This is a genomic window from Candidatus Rokuibacteriota bacterium (assembly GCA_030647435.1).
Taxonomy (GTDB): domain Bacteria; phylum Methylomirabilota; class Methylomirabilia; order Rokubacteriales; family CSP1-6; genus AR37.
In genome coordinates this window covers 1-20042 of the sequence record JAUSJX010000122.1, presented here as the reverse complement: position 1 = coordinate 20042, position 20042 = coordinate 1, and the positions used below count along the sequence as shown (strand labels likewise).

At 67.1% G+C, this 20042-nt stretch carries 18 protein-coding genes; 4 read left to right on the top strand and 14 right to left on the bottom strand.

From position 1 onward, the window contains the following. Nucleotide 1 precedes the first annotated feature (1 nt). A complete protein-coding gene (locus Q7W02_20840; protein MDO8478592.1) occupies nucleotides 2-913 on the top strand; it encodes an LLM class flavin-dependent oxidoreductase in 912 nt (303 codons plus the stop codon). 164 nt (nucleotides 914-1077) lie between these two features. On the opposite strand, the gene Q7W02_20835 is transcribed toward Q7W02_20840, so the two are convergent. Beyond that, complete coding sequence (locus Q7W02_20835) at nucleotides 1078-1830, bottom strand: type IV toxin-antitoxin system AbiEi family antitoxin (protein MDO8478591.1); 753 nt, start codon at nucleotides 1828-1830, stop codon at nucleotides 1078-1080. Nucleotides 1831-2202: 372 nt separating this feature from the next. Between Q7W02_20835 and Q7W02_20830 the strand changes: the two genes are divergently transcribed. Continuing rightward, entirely contained in the window at nucleotides 2203-3075 is an 873-nt protein-coding gene (locus tag Q7W02_20830) for a transcriptional regulator (GenBank protein ID MDO8478590.1), read from the top strand. Between the two features lie 1038 nt (nucleotides 3076-4113). On the opposite strand, the gene Q7W02_20825 is transcribed toward Q7W02_20830, so the two are convergent. From Q7W02_20825 to Q7W02_20805, 5 genes are read right to left on the bottom strand one after another with little or no spacing between them, the layout of a single operon-like run. Further along, nucleotides 4114-4695 carry a DinB family protein gene (locus Q7W02_20825; GenBank protein ID MDO8478589.1) on the bottom strand — a complete coding sequence of 194 codons (582 nt, stop codon included), beginning with the start codon at nucleotides 4693-4695 and terminating at the stop codon, nucleotides 4114-4116. Nucleotides 4696-4720: 25 nt separating this feature from the next. Further along, nucleotides 4721-6322 carry an ABC transporter substrate-binding protein gene (locus tag Q7W02_20820; GenBank protein ID MDO8478588.1) on the bottom strand — a complete coding sequence of 534 codons (1602 nt, stop codon included), beginning with the start codon at nucleotides 6320-6322 and terminating at the stop codon, nucleotides 4721-4723. Nucleotides 6323-6363: 41 nt separating this feature from the next. Then, the gene (locus Q7W02_20815; GenBank protein ID MDO8478587.1) at nucleotides 6364-7212 is read right to left on the bottom strand and encodes an ABC transporter permease; all 849 of its coding nucleotides are present in this window, start codon (nucleotides 7210-7212) and stop codon (nucleotides 6364-6366) included. Further along, nucleotides 7205-8167, bottom strand: coding sequence for an ABC transporter permease (locus tag Q7W02_20810; protein MDO8478586.1), 963 nt, complete (start codon nucleotides 8165-8167; stop codon nucleotides 7205-7207). The genes Q7W02_20815 and Q7W02_20810 overlap by 8 nt, the downstream gene beginning before the upstream one ends. Before the next feature lie 20 nt (nucleotides 8168-8187). Continuing rightward, a complete protein-coding gene (locus Q7W02_20805) occupies nucleotides 8188-10128 on the bottom strand; it encodes an acetate--CoA ligase (protein MDO8478585.1) in 1941 nt (646 codons plus the stop codon). A gap of 177 nt (nucleotides 10129-10305) precedes the next feature. Between Q7W02_20805 and Q7W02_20800 the strand changes: the two genes are divergently transcribed. Further along, nucleotides 10306-11946, top strand: a complete 1641-nt coding sequence (locus Q7W02_20800) for a thiamine pyrophosphate-requiring protein (GenBank protein MDO8478584.1) — start codon at nucleotides 10306-10308, stop codon at nucleotides 11944-11946. 42 nt (nucleotides 11947-11988) lie between these two features. Then, complete coding sequence (locus Q7W02_20795; protein MDO8478583.1) at nucleotides 11989-13008, top strand: TIGR03617 family F420-dependent LLM class oxidoreductase; 1020 nt, start codon at nucleotides 11989-11991, stop codon at nucleotides 13006-13008. Between the two features lie 168 nt (nucleotides 13009-13176). On the opposite strand, the gene Q7W02_20790 is transcribed toward Q7W02_20795, so the two are convergent. The 8 genes from Q7W02_20790 to Q7W02_20755 form a co-directional block, all read right to left on the bottom strand. Next, nucleotides 13177-13710 (bottom strand): CBS domain-containing protein, encoded by a 534-nt coding sequence (locus Q7W02_20790; protein MDO8478582.1) that lies wholly within the window; start codon nucleotides 13708-13710, stop codon nucleotides 13177-13179. 62 nt (nucleotides 13711-13772) lie between these two features. Further along, nucleotides 13773-14291, bottom strand: a complete 519-nt coding sequence (locus Q7W02_20785; GenBank protein ID MDO8478581.1) for a DinB family protein — start codon at nucleotides 14289-14291, stop codon at nucleotides 13773-13775. Nucleotides 14292-14295: 4 nt separating this feature from the next. Further along, entirely contained in the window at nucleotides 14296-15462 is a 1167-nt protein-coding gene (locus Q7W02_20780; GenBank protein MDO8478580.1) for a CoA transferase, read from the bottom strand. After that, on the bottom strand, nucleotides 15459-16367 hold the full coding sequence (locus Q7W02_20775; protein MDO8478579.1) for an alpha/beta fold hydrolase: 909 nt from the start codon (nucleotides 16365-16367) through the stop codon (nucleotides 15459-15461). Before Q7W02_20775 ends, Q7W02_20780 begins: the two co-directional genes overlap by 4 nt. A gap of 54 nt (nucleotides 16368-16421) precedes the next feature. After that, nucleotides 16422-17435, bottom strand: coding sequence for an alcohol dehydrogenase catalytic domain-containing protein (locus Q7W02_20770; GenBank protein MDO8478578.1), 1014 nt, complete (start codon nucleotides 17433-17435; stop codon nucleotides 16422-16424). Between the two features lie 2 nt (nucleotides 17436-17437). Continuing rightward, complete coding sequence (locus Q7W02_20765; protein ID MDO8478577.1) at nucleotides 17438-18232, bottom strand: aldolase/citrate lyase family protein; 795 nt, start codon at nucleotides 18230-18232, stop codon at nucleotides 17438-17440. Further along, nucleotides 18219-19418 (bottom strand): acyl-CoA dehydrogenase, encoded by a 1200-nt coding sequence (locus tag Q7W02_20760; protein ID MDO8478576.1) that lies wholly within the window; start codon nucleotides 19416-19418, stop codon nucleotides 18219-18221. Before Q7W02_20760 ends, Q7W02_20765 begins: the two co-directional genes overlap by 14 nt. Before the next feature lie 11 nt (nucleotides 19419-19429). After that, on the bottom strand, nucleotides 19430-19822 hold the full coding sequence (locus Q7W02_20755; protein ID MDO8478575.1) for a RidA family protein: 393 nt from the start codon (nucleotides 19820-19822) through the stop codon (nucleotides 19430-19432). Between the last annotated feature and the right edge of the window lie 220 nt (nucleotides 19823-20042).

Sequence of the window (20042 nt, the reverse complement as noted above, 5' to 3'; positions counted from 1 at the left end):
GATGAGCGTCGGCATCTCGCTGACGAACCACCACGACGTCGCGGACCCGCGCGAAGGCGCGCGCTGGATGATCGAGCGGGCTCAGGCCGCGCGCCGCGCGGGCCTCGACTCGCTCTTCCTTGGCGATCACCACGCCGTCCCCAAGCCCTATTACCAAAACGTGCCCATGCTCGGGCGGCTCCTCGCCGAGTGGGACGAAAAGCCCGCGGGCTGCCTCTTCCTCCTGCCGCTCTGGAATCCCGTGCTGGTTGCCGAGCAGGTCGGCACGCTGGCCGCCATCGCGCGCGGCCGCTTCATCTTCCAGTGCGGGCTCGGCGCCGACGAGGCGCAGTTTCTCGCGATGGGCGCCGACATCAAGCAGCGCCCCTCGGCCTTCGAAGAGTCCTTCGCCCTCGTAAAGAAGCTCCTCGCGGACGAGACCGTGTCATCGCAGGGCCGCTTCGTCGTCGAGAACGCGCGCGTGGCGCCGCGCCCCGTCGAGCCCGTCGAGTACTGGATCGGCGCCAGCGCGCGGGTCTCCATCGACCGCGCGGCGCGCATCGCCGACGGCTGGCTCGCCTCGCCCGGCCTCACCATCGACCAGGCGCGCGAACAGGCGGCCTGGTACCTGGATGGCTGCGCCAAGTACGGCAAGAAGCCGACCGCGGTGGCGATCAGGCGGGACATCTACGTCGGCGAGTCTGCGGCCGAGGCGGACGCGGTGGGCCACGCGATGGTCAAGGCGGGGTATCGCGGCTTCGACCCGAAGGCGCTCTGCTGGGGCTCGGTGGAGCAGGTCGTGGAGAAGTTCCGCGCCCTCGAGCCACTCGGCTACACCGACATCATCGTCCGCCACCTCACCGACAACCACCCCAAGGTCCTCGGCTCCCTCGCCCGCCTCGCCGACGTGCGCCGGGAGCTCCCCAACCTGTAGCTGACCCCGATGGGTCAGGAGATGTGACGTTCATAGCGGTACCTGCCTCCTGAAGTCAATGATGGGAAATGCCTTGCTTCCGGGGACTTTTACATACCATGGAGATTGCTTGGGACTCTCAAGAGAAAGAAGAAGCTCGCTGCGAACAACTAGCGGCCCGCACCTTAGACCTCTCGGGGGTAGTACAGACGCCAGCGGCGATCATACGCAGGATCCTTGAGACCATGCGATGCATAGAAGTCAAAACTAAAACCCTTGCTCCGAAGTGGCGAGACTTCCCTCGCCGGGTAACCGGCTCGCTCCAGGTAGAATCCCAATGGTTGGTGATATGGGTAGGTATGATCGAGGCGCAGCAAGGTCTTTAGTAACTTGGGACCCGACAGGCGTCCTTTGGCCAGCTCGAACGCTCGCATGACATTGCGAACTCCGCCGGCATAGGTTGGGCGCACAGTAATATCGATCAGTGTTCGCTCAAGACCGGTCGCGGGAAGATCTTCACCTTCCTGGGTCGATAGCAGGGCAACCTCAAATCGCTTCGAGTTCTTACCGCTGACGACGACGATTCGAGTGTCGTTGTGTCGAAAAGAATATTTCGATTGGCGCTGTGTTGCCGCGAACGCCCTCGTGATGGCTTCTTGGGTCAGTACTGCTTCTCGTCTAGGCTTCGCGCTCTGCTCCTGGTTGACGTATATCGTCTTTGGGCGCCGGTCAGTAAGGCCATGCAGGAACATGGCGGTCGCGTGAGACAAGTAGGACTCCGGCCTAAGAGATAGGGCGAGTTCGTACTCGGAGACACGTCCCCAGACGTAGCGCCGAACATCCCGATAGTCATTCTCGGCGTGGAGCGTAACCTCCTTGAGATCCGTCGACTGTAGGATCGCGCCAATGACGCCCCGATCGGAAAGCTGGGCCGGCAAGGGCCACGTCCGTCTGTTCTCCTGGAGAAGGCTAGTGAGCTGTTTGGGACGCAGGACACGCGTATTCGCGCGGCTGAAGTACGCCGCCATCTGGACTCGCAAAGAACTAGCCTGTGAGCAGCTCATGTGTGGCAATGACTGAGGGCGTAGATCACGGGCCTCCGGCGCCTTTTGGGTCGGTATATATACCTTCCCAAAAGGCGCCGGAGGCCCGTGATCTAGCTTCTGGTGTGATACTCTGAACTCATATAGTACCCCACCAGGGTACTAACTGAGATTCCAGTATAACCACTATGACCTCGGCTACTAGCATACGTACCCCCACAGGGTACTTATAGTACATCCAACTATCACATCTGTTATATTAGTAACATGAAACGGACCTATCAATCTCTAGGACCCGCAAAGGGCAAACCTGCAAGTCAGCGCACCTTTAAGACCCTTGGCCCCAAGGCATCCCATCTCGTTGCTGAGCTTACTGAGCGTAATCGATCCATCTTCTCGATCCGAGACGTCCGAACAATTTCACGACTCAAACCTGGCCCCGCCCGTAGCTTCATGGCCAAGCTAGTAGGCCGCGGGATAGCGACAAGGCTCAAACCGGGACTATTTGTCCTCGTCCCGTTCGAATTTGGCCATGTACGCCAGTTCATCGGCAATCCTTACGCCGTCGCTCATGAGCTTGCCGGAGGACGCCACTACTACCTATCTCATGCGACCGCAATGGACATTCATAAGATGCTGACCCAACCCCAACACACCATATACGTCACTACTCTCCGAACCATTCCTCGACAACAGATCGCAGGTATCGACTTTCGCTTCCCAAGGATCTCCAAGTCCCGGTTCTTCGGTACGACCAGTCATTGGGCCGACCCCACTCATTCAGTGGTCACTAGTGACATTGAGCGCACCGTGATTGATGGGCTCAAGGATCCAGATTATTGCGGAGGCATACTGGAAGTTGCCAAGGGCCTTTGGATGCGACGAGACGAGGTGGATCTGAAACGTCTCGTGGAGTATGCCCTTCGGCTGGACATCGGCGCTGTTGTTCGCCGTCTTGGTTTCCTTCTAGAGCTTTGGCAACTCTCTGCACCGATCGAGATTGACCGTCTCCGCCGCAGATTGACCAATACCTATGTGCTCCTGGACCCCAGCCTGCCATCCGCTGGCAAATTTCAACGACGATGGCGACTTCGATTGAATCTAACTCCCAAAGAGTTACAGGCTGCCGTGGCGACATAGATCGATGATTTCGCAGCGCAGATTGGCCCAGCTGGGAAACAGACTGGCGGGCGCGGACGGGCGTCGGGTCCAAGAGCGAATTCTTGAGCGCGACTACTGCATTGCCTGGTGTCTTGTCGGGCTCTCTCGGAACCGCCTCCGGAACCTGTTAGCCTTCAAGGGAGGGACAGCGCTCAAGCGCTGCTACTTCTTGGATTACCGCTTTTCAGAGGATCTGGATTTTTCGCTTGTTGACCCAAGTATACCCTTCGAGGAGATTCGGAAGGGTCTCGAGGACAGCTTTGCGGACACTCAGCGCCTGAGCGGCGTTTCTTTCGGTTTCGCTGGTCAAGATCTCCAAGTGCATCAGAACAGTTTTACTTTCTATATTAGTTTCCGCGGACCTATACCCCGAGCCGGCGGTCCAGACGAGATCAAGGTTGACATCACTATTCGCGAGCTCGTGGTTTTCCCTCTAGCGGACGGATTGGTACTGCCCTATCCGGAATACGATGATCTACCACAAGCACGGGTTAAGGTCTACTCACTTGACGAAATCGCAACCGAGAAAATCATGGCCTTGACCGACCCTGTGCGAAATGAGCCCCGAGACCTCCACGATTTATGGTTTCTCGTAGACGGAGGCCACGTCGATCTGGGGCGTTTGAGAGAAGCACTCACCCAAAAGCTGACTTTCAAGGCACGAGGCCCACTACTAGGACATGAATTGGACGCCAAGGAAGTCCGGCTAAGACAATCCTGGGAACAGAGGCTAGCCGCCCAAGTCCTAAACCTCCCTGAGTTCGAGCGGGTGTTCCGGACCGTTCAGCGAGAGCTCAAGCGGTCAGCGCTTCTGCCAACAACGCGAACGAGACGTACCCGGTAAATTCGCAGAAGACCTTCGCACTTCGCCCTCTGAGCCACTTCACTCATCGGCGTCAAGGTGACGTTGCCTGAATCCTACAGCAGCTCGAAGAAAGTCTTGATGCCGCTGAAGTGTTCCCGCCAGGAGAGGTTGAACTCACCAGGAGTTACATCGACACCCCTAGGCCCGGCCGCTCAGGGGCTGCGCGTCCCCCAAAGCCCGGCCGCGACACGCGCCTCGAAGTAGTGACCGTACGGGTGGAGAAGAGCGGTCTGGGCGAGGACCCAGGCGCGGCTCCGGCCTCCCGCCCAAAAATCCGTGAGCCACTCGGCGCCGGGGGCGACCACGCCCTCGGAGAGGACGATGCTCCTGACGCGCTCGGCCGCTACCTGCGCCTCGAGGTCGGAGCCGCGGAGCGTCTCGACCGTCGCGAGCGTCCGAGCAGTCACCGCCTCCCAGTAGCCGCGCAGCGCGTTGAGGTTGATGCGCGCGGAGAGCTCGTCCACCTCGGCGTCGCTCATGCCGGTGCCGACGTCGCGGCGCCGCACCGCGAGGCGCTCGAGCCATTCCCCCAGCACCTGGGGCCGGTCGGAGAGGAAGCGGTTGAGCGCAACGTCCTCGATGCGCGCCGAGTGCCACAGGAGCCACGCGACGGTGTTGACGCCGGAATGCGGCCGCGCGCGCAGCTGCGCCTCGGAGAGGCTTCCGAAGAGGCCGTCCACCAGCCCCTTGTGGACCTCTCCGTAGCGGGCCAGGAAGAAGCCGACGGCGTCCATCGCTCCTGCTCCTGGAGCCGTCCGGCTACGGGCTGATCCACACCCTCATGAACGTGTTGTTGTCGTAGACGGTGAGCCCAGGCTTGTAGTTCTGCACGCGCTTATCCTTGAAGAACCACCCCTCGACCCACGCCACGGCCACCGTGGCGGTGTCACCGCGCGTGAGGATGTAGCGCTGGAGCTCCCAGTAGGCCTGCTTGCGCTTGTCCTTGTTCGACTCTCGGAGAGCCCGGTCGGCCAGCTCGTCGATCTTGGGATCGGACATGCGGCCGTAGTTGCTCCCGCCCTCGGTCGTGTAGGCGATGTGAAAGACGCCCGAGGGGTCATTGACGTCCATGGCCCGGTCCTGGGTGGCGATGAGCGTGAAGTCGCCCTTACCCCAGGCGGCGTAGCCGGCCGCGCTCTCGTGCGTCTTGAGCGTCCCGCGGATACCGGCCTTGCGAAGCTGGGCGATGACGAGCTGGGCCCGGTCGACGTAGTTGCCCACGGAGCGCACCGCGACCTCGATGTCCACGCCGTTCGGGTAGTGCTTCTCGACGAGCTTCTTGGCCTCGGCGATGTCTCCGTCCTTCGGCTGGCGGCAGCCCGGGATCTTGTTGACCTCCTCGAGCGGTAGGGCGAAGTCGCCGGACAGCTTCGGATCGAGGATGCCGCAGGGCACGCCCGCGCCTTCGAGAGCCTTGGCGACCATCTCCTGTCGATCGAGGGCGAGGTTGACGGCGCGGCGCAGGTCCGGGTTGTTGAAGGGCGGCTTCTGCGAGTTCAGGTAGATGAGAAAGATCGTGTTGATGGACGCCTGGTAGATGTCCACGTCCTGCCGGGCCCGGCCGAGCTCGTCGGCCTGCGTCTTGCGCATGGGCGGCCAGGCATCCCAGAGCATGATCTTGCCGGCTTTCGCGGCCGCGAGCTGGGTCGGCCCGCCCACGAGGATGAACTGCTTGACGCCGTCCACATACGGCAGGCCCGGGATGAAGTAGTTCGGGTTCTTCTCCCACTCGATCACGCTGCCGCGCTCGTACTTCTTGAACTTGAAGGGCCCCGTGCCGATCTGCGCCTCCGGCTGGTTGAGGTCGCCGTATTTCGCCAGGATGTGCTTCGCGGCGACGCGGCACCAGGCCGAGGCCAGCGACGGCAGGAACGGGGCGGCCGGGAACTTGAGCCTGAACTGGACGGTATTCGCGTCGACCATCTCGACCGCGGCCACCATGGGCTTGAGCGAGGCCCCGCACTTGGGGCTCTGGAAGTCCTTGCTGAGGATGCGGTCGAACGAGGCCTTGACGTCGGCCGCGCTGAAGGGCTGGCCGTCGTGCCACGTGACGCCCTTTCGGAGGTAAAACGTGTACGTCTTCCCGTCGGGTGAGACCGTCCAGCGCTCGGCCAGGTCGCCGGCTATCTTGGCGGGATCGTCCGGCTCATAGTGCAGGAGCCCGCTGTAGACGCCCGCCGTCGCCTGCTGGACAACCAGGGGCGATTCGGCATGGACGTCGAGGCGGCCCGGATCGCCGTAGTCGAACCACGTGAGGATGCCGCCGGGACGCGGCTTGTCCTGCGCCTGGGCAGCGGGCGCGGCGAGCGCGGCGATCAGCGCGAGGGAAGCCAAGAGGCGGAGAGTCTTCGAGGTCGTCATTTACCGGGCTCCTTTTGGGATCGAGCTCCTTTGCGTCGTTACTAACCGAGGCCCCCGCGCAGGCGCGGGTCGGTGACATCGCGAATCGAGTCTCCAAAGAGATTCAACCCGAACACCGCCAGGCTGATCGCCAGTCCGGGAAAGAATACCATCCAGGGCGCCGTCTCGAGCGCCTGGATTCCGGCCGTCAGCATGCCGCCCCACGAGGGCTCGTCCGGCGGCGCTCCCGCCCCGATGAAGCTCAGCGAGGCTTCCACCACGATGGCGTAGGAGACATTGGTCGTGACGAGGACGATATAGCCGGCCATGCAGTTGGGGATGAGGTGACGGGAGATGATGCGCCAGTTCGTGGCCCCGAGCGCGCGCGCCGACTCCATGTACGGCGAGACGACGATGCCGAGGGCGATGGAACGGATGGTCCGGGCCGCCGTGGGCGTCAGCAGGACGATGAGCGCGATGATGACATTGTTCACCGTCTGGCCGAGCGCCGCCATCAGCGCGAGCGCCAGGATGATGGGCGGCAGGGCCATCACGCTATCCACGACGCGCTGGCTGCCCGTATCCGCGGCGCCGCCGAGGAAGGCGGTGACGGCGCCCCAGAGCGAGCCCGCCGTGATGCCGAAGACGACGGACACGAGACCAACATAGAGGGACAGCCGCGCGCCCCACACCACGCGGCTCAGCACGTCGCGCCCGATCTGATCGGTGCCCATGGGGAACTCCGCGCTCGGCGGCAGGTACGGGGCGAAGGTCGCTTCCTTCGGGCCATGCGGCGCCAGCCGCGGCGCCAGCACGGCGACCGCGATCAGAGCAAGGACGATGAGCCCGCCCACGGCGCCCAGCGGCTGGCGGCGGAGGAGGTGGCCGAGCGCTGCCATCGCCTCACGCATAGTGGATCCGCGGGTCGAGCCAGACGTAGAGCAAATCCACCACGAGGTTCACGACCAGGAAGACCACGGCCATGACGAAGACCATGGCCTGGACGGTCGGGTAGTCGCGCTGACTCACCGCCTGGACGAGCGCCGTCCCCATCCCCGGCACGACGAAGATGATCTCCATGATGACGAGCCCACCCAAAAGCCGGCCGCCCCACCAGCCGACGAAGGTCACCACGGGCAGGAGCGAGTTCCTGAGGGCGTGGCGATAGACCACCGCGCGCTCCGCCAGACCCTTGGCGCGCGCCGTGCGCACGTAGTCCTGGCGGATCACCTCCAGCATCTGCGAGCGCGTGAGCCGCGTGATGGGCGCGCTGATGTAGTACGCCTGCGCCAGCGCCGGCCAGATCAGCTGCTTGAGGTTCTCCACCGGGTCCTCGGTAAAGGCCACGAACTCGAGCGGCGGGATCCAGTGGAAGACGCGGACGAGCCCGTACAGGATCAGCGCCCCCGTGACGAAGAGCGGCACGCTCAAACCGCTCAGGCTCGCGATGCGCGCGAGGTAGTCGAGGGGGCCGTTCTGGTGGACGGCGGAGACCACGCCGAGGGGGATGGCCCAGATCAGCGCAATGGCGAGCGTGAGGATCGCCAGCTCCATCGAGCGCGGGAAACGCTCGCGCAGGATGTCCCAGACCGGCCGGCGCTGCGCATAGGACTTCCCGAAGTCGCCGCGCACGGCGCCGCCCATCCACGAGAGATACTGGACCATCACCGGCTGGTTCAAGCCCAGCTCGTCGCGGATCTGCTGGATCTGCTTCTGCTGGACGCCGCTCGTCTCGGAGCCCGCCTGGTACACGAGGATCTCGGCGATGTCCCCAGGGACCAGCCGCATCAGGACAAAGATCAGCATGGACGCCCCGACCAGGGCGGGAATGAAGAGAAGGATCCGGCGGATGATGTAGGTGCTCATGCGGTGAGCCGGTCTGCGTCCTACTTGGCCTCGGCGATGGCCTTGATCCCGCCCGGGTTATCGAGCGACGAGAGATCGCCGGGGTCATTGCCGAGATGGGTGGCGCGGATCACGCGGCGCATGATCTTGGCGCTGCGAGTCTTCGGCAGCTCCGCGGCGAACAGCACGCGCTCGGGCTTGAGCGCCTTACCCATCTGGCGGGCGATGAGATCCGAGAGCTCCGCGCGGAGCTCCTCGCTCCACTGCGTGCCCGGACGCAGCACCGCGAAGCACACCACGGCCTCGCCCTTGACCTCGTGGGGCACGCCAACCGCTGCGGCTTCAGTCACCGACGGATGGCTCACGAGCACCGACTCGAGCTCAGCCGGGCCGACTCGTTTCCCGGCGATCTTCAGGGTGTCGTCGGAGCGGCCCGTGACGAACCAGAAGCCGTCCTCATCTATGTAGGCCCAGTCGCCGTGCACCCAGACATTCGGCCAGCGCGACCAGTAGGTCTCGATGTAGCGGGCGGGGTCCTTCCAGAAGCCCGCGGTCATGCCGGGAAAGGGCTTGGTGATGACGAGCTCGCCCACCTGCCCTCGGACGGGCCTGCCGTCCTCGCCGAAGACATCGGCGGCGATGCCCGGGCAGGGACCATTGAAGGAGCAGGGCTTGATGGGCGCGATCGGGAATGACGTCAGGATGCCGCCCGAGATCTCCGTGCCGCCGGAGTAGTTGATGATGGGCACCGTGCCGCCCCCGACGTGCTCGAAGACCCAGCGGTAGGGCTCGGGATTCCACGGCTCGCCGGTCGAGCCGAAGATGCGAAGCCGCGAAAGATCATGGGCGCGCGGCCACTCGGTGCCGTGGGGCATGAGCGCGCGCACCGCCGTCGGCGACAGGCCCATGACCGTGACCTGGTGCCGCTCGGCCACGGCCCAGAGCCTGTCCGGCTTGGGATAGTCGGGCGTGCCTTCGAAGAGGACCAGCGTCGCGCCGTTGGTCAGCCCGCCCAGGATGAGGATCGTGCCCATGACCCAGCCCATGTCGGTGAGCCAGAAGAAGCGGTCGTCTGCACCGAGGTCGAAGAAGTAGGCCGCGTCGTGGCCGATCTTCATCTGGAGCCCGCCCTGGGTCAGCACCACGCCCTTGGGCTTGCCCGTCGTCCCCGACGTGTAGGTGATGCAGCAGGGTCTGTCGGCGTCCACCGGCAGCGCCGGACACTCGTCAGATTCTCTTTCAACGGCCTCATGCCACCAGACGTCGCGGCCCGGCGTCCACGGCACGTCACGGCCGAGGCGCTTGAGGACGAGCAGGTGCTTAACCGAGGAGCTGAGGGTCGCGGCCTCGTCGGCGACCTCCTTCATCTTGACCGTCTGACCGCGGCGCGGGAAACCGTCGGCGGTGATCAGCACCCTGGCGTCGCAGTCCTGGAGGCGCGCCGCGACCGCCTGGGCGCCGTAGCCGGAGAACGAGGGCGAGTAGATGGCGCCGATCCGGCAGATGGCCATGATCGCGATGGCCGCCTCGGCGGACATCGGAAGGAACAGCCCCACGGAATCCCCCGCCACGACGCCGAGCCGTGTGAGGACATTGGCCAGGCGGTTGACGTCGCGCGACAGCTCCCGGTAGGTCCACGTGCGGACCTCGCCGTCTTCCGCCTCCCAGACGATGGCGGGCTGCCCGCCGCGGCCGGCGTCCACGTGGCGGTCCACGCAGTTGTCGGAGAGATTCAGGAGGCCGCCCTCGAACCAGCGCGGCCAGGCGATCCCGCGCGAGGTGTCGAGCACGCGGGTGTAGGCCTTCATCCAGCGGAAGCCCAGGTCCTTCGAGACGGCGTCCCAGTACCACTCGGGGTCGCCCACGCTCCGCCGCTGGAGCGCGTCCAGCGAGGCGAGCCCGTGGGCGCGCATGAACTTCGTCAGGCGCGCGCGCTCAATGCGCTCGGGGCTCGGCCGCCAGATGATCTCGGAGTCGCTCATGTGATCACCCTCATTCGTTTCAGCCCTCGCCTCACGCCGACCTGGGCCTTCGGCCCCGGCCGGTGTTCAGCTCGAACATCGACCCTCTCCCTGGAAGGGAGAGGGGGGAACAGGCGGCGACATGGTAGCATGGCCGGCGTCCTCACCACGCCCCCCCAATCTCAAAGGAGAGCGCTCATGAAGGCGGTCGCGGCTGTCGCGGAGATCCTGAAGCGTGAAGGCGTCAAGTTCCTCATCGGCTATCCCGTCAACCCCATCATCGAGGCCGCCGCCCAGGCCGACATCCGCACCATCATCGTGCGCCAGGAGCGCACGGGCCTGCACATGGCCGATGCCGTGAGCCGCGTCACCTCGGGGCAGAGGATCGGCGTCTTTACGATGCAGCACGGGCCCGGGTCCGAGAACGCCTTCGGCGGCGTGGCGCAGGCCTACGGCGACTCCGTGCCGATCGTCGTGCTACCGGGCGGCTACCCGCGGCGCCTCACCAACATCCCGCCGAACTTCAACTCCTTCATCAACTACCGGCACGTCACCAAGTGGATCGAGCAGGTGACGATGGCCGACGCCGTGCCGGACGCGCTCCGGCGCGCCTTCACCCAGGTCAAGAACGGCCGCCCGCGCCCGGTCATGATCGAGATCCCGGTCGACGTCTTCCAGGAAGAGGTGCCCGAGCCTCTCAACTACGTCGCCGCGCCGCGCATGCGCTTCGGCCCCGATCCGCAGGCGGTGGCCACGGTCGCGGCGGCGCTGGTGGCGGCCGAGCGGCCGGTCATCTACGCGGGCCAGGGCGTGCACTATGCCCAGGCGTGGAGCCAGCTGCGCCAGCTGGCCGAGCTACTCGAGGCGCCGGTGACCACGAGTCTCCAGGGTAAGAGCGCCTTCCCGGAGAACCACCCGCTGTCGCTCGGCTCGGGCGGCAGGTCGGTGTCCAGGCAGCTGCACGAGTTCCTGAAAAACGCCGACGTGATCTTCGGCATCGGCTGCAGCTTCTCGACGACGAACTACGGCGTCGCCATGCCCAAGGGCAAAGTCATCATCCACGCGACGCTGGACTCAGCCGACATCAACAAGGACGTGCCGGTCGATCACGCCCTGGTGGGCGACGCCGGCCTGACGCTCGACGCGCTCCTCCACGAGGTGAAAGACCGCCTTAAAGGCAAGCCGCGCGGCCGGGGACAGGCCGTGGCCGCCGAGATCAAGCGGATCAAGACCGAGTGGATGGCGCAGTGGATGCCCAAGCTCACGTCGAGCGCCAAGCCGCTGTCGCCCTACCGCGTGATCTGGGACCTCCTGCACACGGTGGACGCGGCGCGGACCATCATCACCCACGACGCGGGCAGCCCGCGGGACCAGATCTCGCCCTTCTGGGTATCGACCGAGCCCCTGACCTACATCGGATGGGGCAAGACGACGCAGCTGGGCTACGGCCTGGGCTTGGCCATGGGCGCCAAGCTCGCGCATCCGGACAAGCTCTGCATCAACGTGTGGGGAGACGCGGCCATCGGCTTCACGGGCATGGACTTCGAGACGGCGGTGCGCGAGCGCATCCCGATCCTCTCGATCCTCCTCAACAACTTCTCCATGGCGATCGAGCTGCCCATCATGAAGACAGCCACCGAGAAATTCCGCAGCACGGACATCTCGGGCAACTACGCCGACATGGCCAAGGCCTTCGGCGGCTACGGCGAGCGCGTCACCGAGCCCGGCGACATCGTGGCGGCGATCCAGCGCGGCATGAAGAAGACCGAGGAGGGCATTCCCGTGCTCCTCGAGTTCATCACGGAGAAGGAGATCGAGTTCTCGATCCACAAGTACTGAGGCGACCCGAGGCGACCTCCCCGAGGTGACCCCGAGGTCCCCATGCCCGTGAAGCTCGATCTCGGCTTCATGACGTTCGACCTCCGCGAGATTCCCGCATACGCGCGGCAGGCTGAGGAGCTCGGCGTGGGCGCGCTCTGGTCGGCCGAGACCAAGCACGACCCCTTCCTGCCGCTGGCGGTCGCAGCCGCCAACACCACGCGCATCCAGCTGGGCACGGCCATCGCCGTCGCCTTCCCGAGAAGCCCGATGATCCTCGCCCACACCGCCTGGGATCTCCAGAAGGCCTCGGGCGGCCGCTTCGTCCTCGGCTTAGGCACCCAGGTGAAGGCGCACAACCTTCGGCGCTTCTCAGTCGCGTGGGAGCCGCCGGGCCCCCGCCTGCGCGAGGTGGTGCTGGCGCTGCGCGCGATCTGGGCCTCTTGGCAGACGGGCGCGCCGCTCGACTTCCGCGGGCAGTCCTACCGCTTCGACCTCATGACGCCCTTCTTCAACCCGGGGCCTATCGAGCATCCGCGGATCCCGATCTACATCGCGGCCGTCAACCCGTACATGGCCCAGATGGCCGGCGAGATCTGCGACGGGCTCCACGTCCATTCCTTCCACAGCCCGAAGTACCTGCGCGAGGTCATCCGTCCGGCCGTGGAAGTCGGGCTCGGCAAGTCCGGGCGCCCGCGCAAGGACTTCACCTTCCGCGCTTCGACGATGGTGGTGGTGGGGGACGACGCGGACGAGCTCGAGCGAAGCAGGCGCGCCGTGAAGCAGCAGATCGCCTTCTACGCCTCGACGCGCACCTACCAGGCGGTGCTCGCGGTGCACGGCCTCGACCATCTGGTGCCGCAGCTCCACGCCAAGAGCCTCGAGGGCGACTGGGATGGCATGGCGGATCTGATCAGCGACGAGACGCTCGACCACTTCGCGGTGACGGCGACCTGGAAGACGCTCGGCGCGCGCCTTCGCGAGCGCTACGACGGGATCTGTGACCGCACCCAGCTCTACCCCGCCTTCCAGCCCTCCCTCGACGACCCGCGCCTCCAGGCCCTCGTCAAGGAGATGAACTAGCAGGCGGCTGAAAAGGCCAGCTGAGAGGCGGCGGCCGACGGCGCAGGGTGCCGAGAAGGGTCCAGATGCGAGGCGGCGCCCGAAGGCAGCACGCGAGGCGTAGCCTCCCTACGTTGAGCGTGCGGCCGAGGGCGCCAACGAAGCAGATGGGCCCTTATCGGCGCCCTGCTAGCCGGAGTCGAGCTGGCCGGGACGCTTGAGCGTGTCGCCTCCCGGCGGCAGGTTGAGCACGGTGGTCGGGAAGAGGTTGGCCAGCCAGCGGATGACGTCGCTCACCGTCACGATGCCGACGGGCCTGCGGTCGGCGTCCACCAGCGGCACGGTCCTGTAGCCCGCCACGCTCATGCAGTGTACGGCGTAGGCGACGCGGTCGCGGAGCGACAGCACCTCGGGGTCCGGCGTCATCACGGCTGAGAGCGCCGTGCCCTTGGGGTCGAGCCCGCGCCCGATGACGCGCGTCAGCAGGTCGCGCTCGGTGAAGATGCCCGTCAGCTTGCCCCCCGCGTCCACGATCAGCGCGGCTGCCTGGCGCGCCTGGAGCATACGGTGGGCGGCCTCGGTGACGGTCGCGGTCTCACGCAGGCACACCGGCTCCGCGGGGGCCAGAACGCCGACGGTGTCGTTGAAGACGGCCGGGCCGATGGAGCGGTCTTCGGGATCGCCGCTGCTGGAATAATCGTCGTCGGCGTCGAGCTCGTGCATCGTCTTGCTCCTTACTTGCCTGGGCCTGCCTGGGCCTGCCTGGCCGTCGGCGGCTTGGGCGCTTACTCGCCCACGAACTTCTGCGCGTTCCCCATGTGCGGCCAGGCCCAGGCCTGCACGTTGGAGAGGATCTGCTTGATGTGGTTCCGGTCGTGGTGGACCCACTCCTGCAGGAGATCTTCCACGCGCAGCCAGCCCACCTTGGGGTGCTGGCCGCCGCGCGTGAGCTCGCCGGGCTTGAGCCCGCGCACGATCGTCACGCTCTCGCCGCGCATCCGCTCGAGCTCCGCCACGAGCTTGGCCGCCGCCTTCATGTCGTCGCGGCGTCCCCGCGCGACCTCGTTCTGGTCCCACCCTTCGAGCTGGGGATCCTTCGAGGCGAGGAGAATCTTGATCCGCCCCGCGAAGCCACGGCGCTCGGCCTCGATCAGGTGTCCGATGATCTCGTTGATCGACCACTCGTCGGGCTCCGGATGCCAGACGTGGACCGCCTTCGGCAGCGCCTCGACCTCCGCGTGGATGGCGGCGGCGGCGCTCTCGAGCAGGTCGGCGATCTCGGCCGGGGAAAAATGCTCGGCCATCGCCCTACACCACCTTGTCCCGGCGGAGCCCGGCGATGTCCTCGGCGGAGAAGCCGAGCTCACCCAGGATCTCGTCGGTGTGCTCGCCGATGTCAGGGGCCGCCGTGCGCACGGAGGCCGGCGTGCGCGACAGCGTGACGGGCGGCCGCTGGAGACGCATCTCGCCCAGCGCGTGGTGCTTGACGGGCACCGCGAGCCCCAGGTGCTGGACCTGCTCGTTCTCGAAGGTCTCCTTGATGTTGAGGATCGGACCCGAGGGCACCCCCTTGACGTTCAGCAGTGTAACCAGCTCGGCGCCGGTCTTGCGGGACGTCGCCTTCTCGAGCTCGACCGTCAGCGCCTTCCTGTTCTTCGAGCGCTCGGACGCCGTCTTGAAGCGCGGGTCCTCCAGCAGCGGCTCGGTGCCGAGGGCCTCGCAGAGGCGGCGGAACATCTGCTGGCCCGAGGCGGCGATGTTGATGTGTCCGTCCGACGTCTTGAACACGCCGGTCGGGATGCCCGTCGGGTGGTCGTTACCGGCCTGTGGCGGGATAGCGCCGTCGATGAGCCAGCGCGCGGCCTGGAAGTCGAGCATGGTGACCATGGCCTCGAGCAGGGAGGTGTGCACCCACTGCCCCTTGCCCGAGCGCTCGCGCTCGATGAGCGCCCCGAGGATGCCCTGGGCCAGGAAGATCCCGGCCGTCAGGTCCGCGACGGGGATACCGACGCGCACCGGCCCCTGCCCCGGCAGTCCCGTCACCGACATGAGCCCGCCCATACCCTGCGCGATCTGGTCGTAGCCGGGCCGGTCGCGGTACGGGCCCGTCTGGCCGAAGCCCGAGATGCTGCCGTAGATGAGGCGCGGGTTCAGCTTCGACAGCGACTCGTAGTCGATGCCGAGCCGGCGCTTGACGTCGGGGCGAAAGTTCTCGACGATCACGTCGGCCTTGGCGACGAGGCGCTTGATGATGTCGATCCCGCGCGGCGACTTGAGGTCGAGCGTCAGCGAGCGCTTGTTGCGGTGGAGGTTCAGCGAGTCGAAGCCGCGCCGGACGAAGTCGCCCTCGGTGTCCTCGCGGGCCGAGATCTGGATCACGTGGGCGCCCATGTCGGCCAGCTGGCGCACGCAGGTGGGCCCGGACCGGGCGCGGGTGAGGTCGATGACGGTGTAGGGCTCGAGGGGCAGGCTCATCGTGACGGCGCTCCTTGTCTCGCGGGTTCGGGCGGCAGGATGGCCGAGGCGCTGACCGAAGCCGGATTGCGCAGCGGCCAGCGCGAGGCGTCCACCGCCGTCAGGAAATCGAGGACGGCCCGGTTGAACGCGTCGGGGTCCTCGAGGTTGACGGTGTGCCCGGCCTTGGGCATGACCACGAGGCCGGAGGAACTGATCTTGCGCTTCATGAAGATCGCGGGCTCGAGGCAGGGCTCGTCCTCGTCGCCCGTCACGATGAGCGTCGGCACGGTCATGCGCTCCATCCCGGCCTCGAGCTCGTAGACGGACGGCCGTGACATCTGCACGCCGCGCATGGTGAGCGCGTGGCCTTTCGCCGACTGCGCGCAGAACATGTCGTAGAACTCCTGCCAGCCCGCGGGATCCTTGTCTCTGAACTGCACGCGCGTCGGGCCCTTCGTGTAGAACTCGGCCACCGCCTTCATGCCATCCCGCTCGAAGCGCCGCGCCGTCTCCTCGACGTCCCGGCGGAATTTCTCGCGCTCGCCGGGCACGCTGCCGTAGCCCGCGCCAGCGACCACCAAAGACAGCGCGCGCTCGGGATAGCGGAGCCCGAAGTGAAGCGTCGCGTAGCCTCCCATGCTGAGCCCGCAGATGTGCGCCTTCCGGATCCCGAGGGCGTCGAGCAGGCCGCGGATGTCGTCCGCGGCCTGGTCCTGGGAATACGCCTTGGGGTCCTCGGGCACGTCGGACGGCGGGTAACCGCGCGCGTTGTAGGCGATGGTGCGGTAGCGGCGGGCGAAGAAGCGCACCTGGAGGTGCCAGCTCCGCGCCTCGCCCGCGAACTCGTGGACGAAGACGAGCGGCGTCCCCTCGCCCACCTCCTCGTAGAAGAGGCTGACCCCGTTGACCTTCGCTGTCGGCATGGCGGGAGTCTACTCCAGACGGCCGGGCCGCTCAACCGCGAGCGCGCTCCCGGTTCAGATGGTCAGGTCCACCAGCACCTTCATCACGGGACCGCCGCGGAGCGCCTGTTCCATGCCTTCCTGGAGCCCTTCGAGCGGAATCTTGTGGCTGACCAGCGGCCCCACGGGGACGGCTCCCGATGTCGCCAGGCGGATCGCTTCCTCCCAGTCGGCGCGCGCGTAGAGTCGGGTGCCCTGCATCGTGAGCTCGCGGGCGAACATCGGGTAGAGCTTGACCGCCATGGGCTCGGCGTGGATGGCCACCACGCTGATGGTGCCCCAGACGCGCACCGCGTCCGTCATCAGCCTGACCGCGGCGGCATTCCCCGTCACCTCGAAGGCGACGTCCACGCCGTCGCCACCCGTCCAATCGTTGGCGAACTTGACCACGTCCACGCCGGGCCCGACGACCTCGAGGCCGAGGCCCTCGAGGAGCGCGACGCGGTACGGGTTGACCTCCGAGACGATGACGCGGGCGCCGCGGTGGCGGCAGACCAAAGCGATCAGGGCGCCGATCGGCCCGCCGCCGAAGACGAGGACGGCGTCGTCCCGCTTCACGTTCGCGCGCGTGACGGCGTGGACCGCGATCGCGAGAGGCTCCACCACGGCGGCGTGGTCGTCCGGCAGCGCGGCCGGCACCTTGATGAGGCACCCGGTCGGCACCACCCAGTACTCCTGCATGCCGCCCGGCATCTCGACACCCAGCACCTTGAGCTTGTAGCAGAGCCAGGTCGCGCCCATGCGGCACGCGCGGCAGGCGTTGCAGACGCGGAGCGGCTCGACGACGACGCGGTCGCCCTTGGCGAAGCCGCCGCCGGGCGGCGCCTCCACGACCTCGGCGAGGGTCTCGTGACCGATGATGCCGCCCTTGGGCACGCGGTGATCGAGGTGTCCCTGGAAGATGTGCAGGTCCGTGCCGCAGATGCCGACGCGCCTGACCTTGAGCAGCGCCTCACCGGCCCCCGCCGCGGGTACGGCCGCCGAACCCGTGCGGAAGCGCCCCGCGCCCTCGTAGAACGACGCGCGCATGGCTAGCGGCCCCCCAGAATGTTGCGCATGGTCTCTCCTTCGCGCTTGAACCACTCGAAGAGGATCTCGACGTCCCAGCCCATGCAGAAGTGGCGGACGCCCAGGTCGAGGTAGGGCTTGGCCTGGTCGGGGCGGCTGATCTCGACCCGCGGGGCGATGCCGAGAGCGAGCGAGGTCCTGATCATACGGCGCTCGGCCTCCACCACCTTCGGGTGCTCCCACTGCCCCGCCAGCCCCACGCTCATGGAATAGTCCGCCGGCCCGAACTGGACCATGTCCACGCCCTTGACCGCGAGCAAGGCCTCCAGATCGTCCACAGCCGACGCCTTCTCGATCATGATGGCGACCACGGCGTCGTCGAGAGCCTGGACGAAGGCCGGTGAGCCCACGTCCACCACGTAGCCGACGTCTCGCCGCATCCCGACGCCGTGGATGCCGCCGTGCCCCGGCGCCTCGGCCCGTACCGCCCGCACGCACTCGGCGACGTCGGCCGGCGTGCGTGGATCGGCGAACAGCACGTTCTGGATCCCCGAGCCGATGGCGCGGACGGCCACGTATGTGCGCGGCTGCTGCTCGATCTTCATCATGGCCGACATGTGGGGGAAGATGTCTACCGCGCGGGCCAGGTTCTCGAGCGCGAAGAGGTCGTAGGGCGCGTACTCGCCGGCGAACTCGATGTAGTCGAACATGCCGGAGTGTCCGGCCAGCTCGATGGTGGCGGGCCAGGCCGAATGAATGTGGGTGCCGAGGGTCGGCTGCCCGGCGCGAAGCAGCTCGCGGAGCTTATTGGGGCGCATCGGATGAGTCTCCTTGGGGTACCGGCTGGGGGGGTGCGGGGTCGGCGGCAAGCAGCCGGCGCGCGACGGTGAGCCGCAGGATCTCGGTCGTGCCCTCGGCGATGCGCCAGGCGCGGATGCGGCGGTAGAGGCGCGCCAGCGGATGCCCTTCGACGACGGCCGCGCCGCCTACGAGTTGGATCGCGCGGTCCACGATGCGGGCGACGGCCTCCGTGGCGACAGCCTTGGCCATGGCGACCTCCGTCTCGGCATCGCCGGCTTCCGCCGCGCGCGCGGCGGCGTACAGCGCGCCGCGCGCGGCGAAGAGGTCCATGGCGCTCTGGCCGAGCATGGCCTGGACCTGCTCGCGCTCGCCGAGCGGCACGCCGGTTCTGTGGGGGCGGCGCGCCTGGCGGAGCGCGTACTCGAGCGTCCACCGGGCGGTGCCGCAGGCGGCGGCCGCGGCGCGAAGACGCAGCGCCGTGATGCTCTCGAGCGCCTTCGGCAGCCCCTGGCCGATCTCTCCGAGCACGTCGGCGGCAGGCACCTCGACGTTCACCAGCTCGAACTCGCCGTGGAGGCCGCCGTCGAGCGTGCGAATCTCGCTCGCGAGCGTGACGCCCGGCGCGTCGCGCCTCACGACGAAGACGGCCGTCCCCGTCTTGCCGCCGGGATTGTCCGTCACCTTCGCCACCGCCAGGAGCAGGTCGGCCTGCGGGCCGCCGGTGACGAAGGACTTGACGCCCGAGACGACGAACATCTCGCCCCGCCCCACGGCCGTGGTGCGCGGTCCCTCGCGGGCGTCGGTGAAGGCCAGCGCTGTCGTGAGCTCGCCGCGCAGCACGGGCAGGAGGAAGCGCTCACGCTGCGCGCCCGACGCCATGCGCAGGAGCCCGCCGTCGCCGCCGAGGACGAGTCCGCCCAGCGCGCACTGGGAGCGCGCGATCTCCTCGTGGAGCGCGGCCACTCCCACGGGCCCGAGCCCTCCCCCGCCCAGCTCGACCGGCTGCGCCAGCCGGTAGAAGCCGAGCTCGGCCGAGCGCGTCCGCGCAAAGCGCGTGAGCGCGGGGCTCGCCTGCGCCTCGTCGACGACGCCCTCCCGCCGTTCCGCGGGCAGGAGCTCTCCCTCGAGGAAGGCGCCGAGGCGGTCACGAAGCGCGGCGATGTCGGGTGGCAGGGCGTGGGGGTCCACCGTCGCGCGCGTCACGATCGCGCGCTTCAGGGGGCCTGCGCCGCGTCGGGCCCGAGCGCGATGCAGGCGAACGCGACCTTGGCCGCGGTGGGCACGCCGAAGCGCGCCGTGTGCCGCGCCGGCAGCCCCTTCGGAAAGTGCGTCACGTACTCGGCGTTGATCTCGTGGTAGTCGGCCGGGTCCTGGATCAGGAGCGTCACCTGCACCACGCGGTCGAGCGAGGAGCCGGCGGCCCGCAGGATCGCCGCGACATTTTCCAGCGCCCAGCGCGTCTGCTGGGCGGCCGTCCCCTCGCGCGGGGCGCCGCCGATATCGTTGCCCGCGCCCGTGCCCGAGACGAAGACGAGCCCCGCCGCGCGCGTCGCGCGCGAGAACGCGCCCGGGGCTGGAGCATCGGTCGGGTCGAAGAATTCGATCATGGGACGAACTCGATCATGGACGGAGCCTCCTGCGAGTGTAGGCGGCAGCGGCGCGCCCCGTCAACCAGCGGCGCGCCCAGGGGTGCACGACACCAGGGTGAGACATACGGATGGGCAGCGGTATGGTATGGTTGTCTTACGGCCGTAATGGCCGTAAGGAGGGTGCTATGGCCAATGCCGCCGTCGTTCCGGCCCGGGTGCGCACGCTCGCCACCCAGGT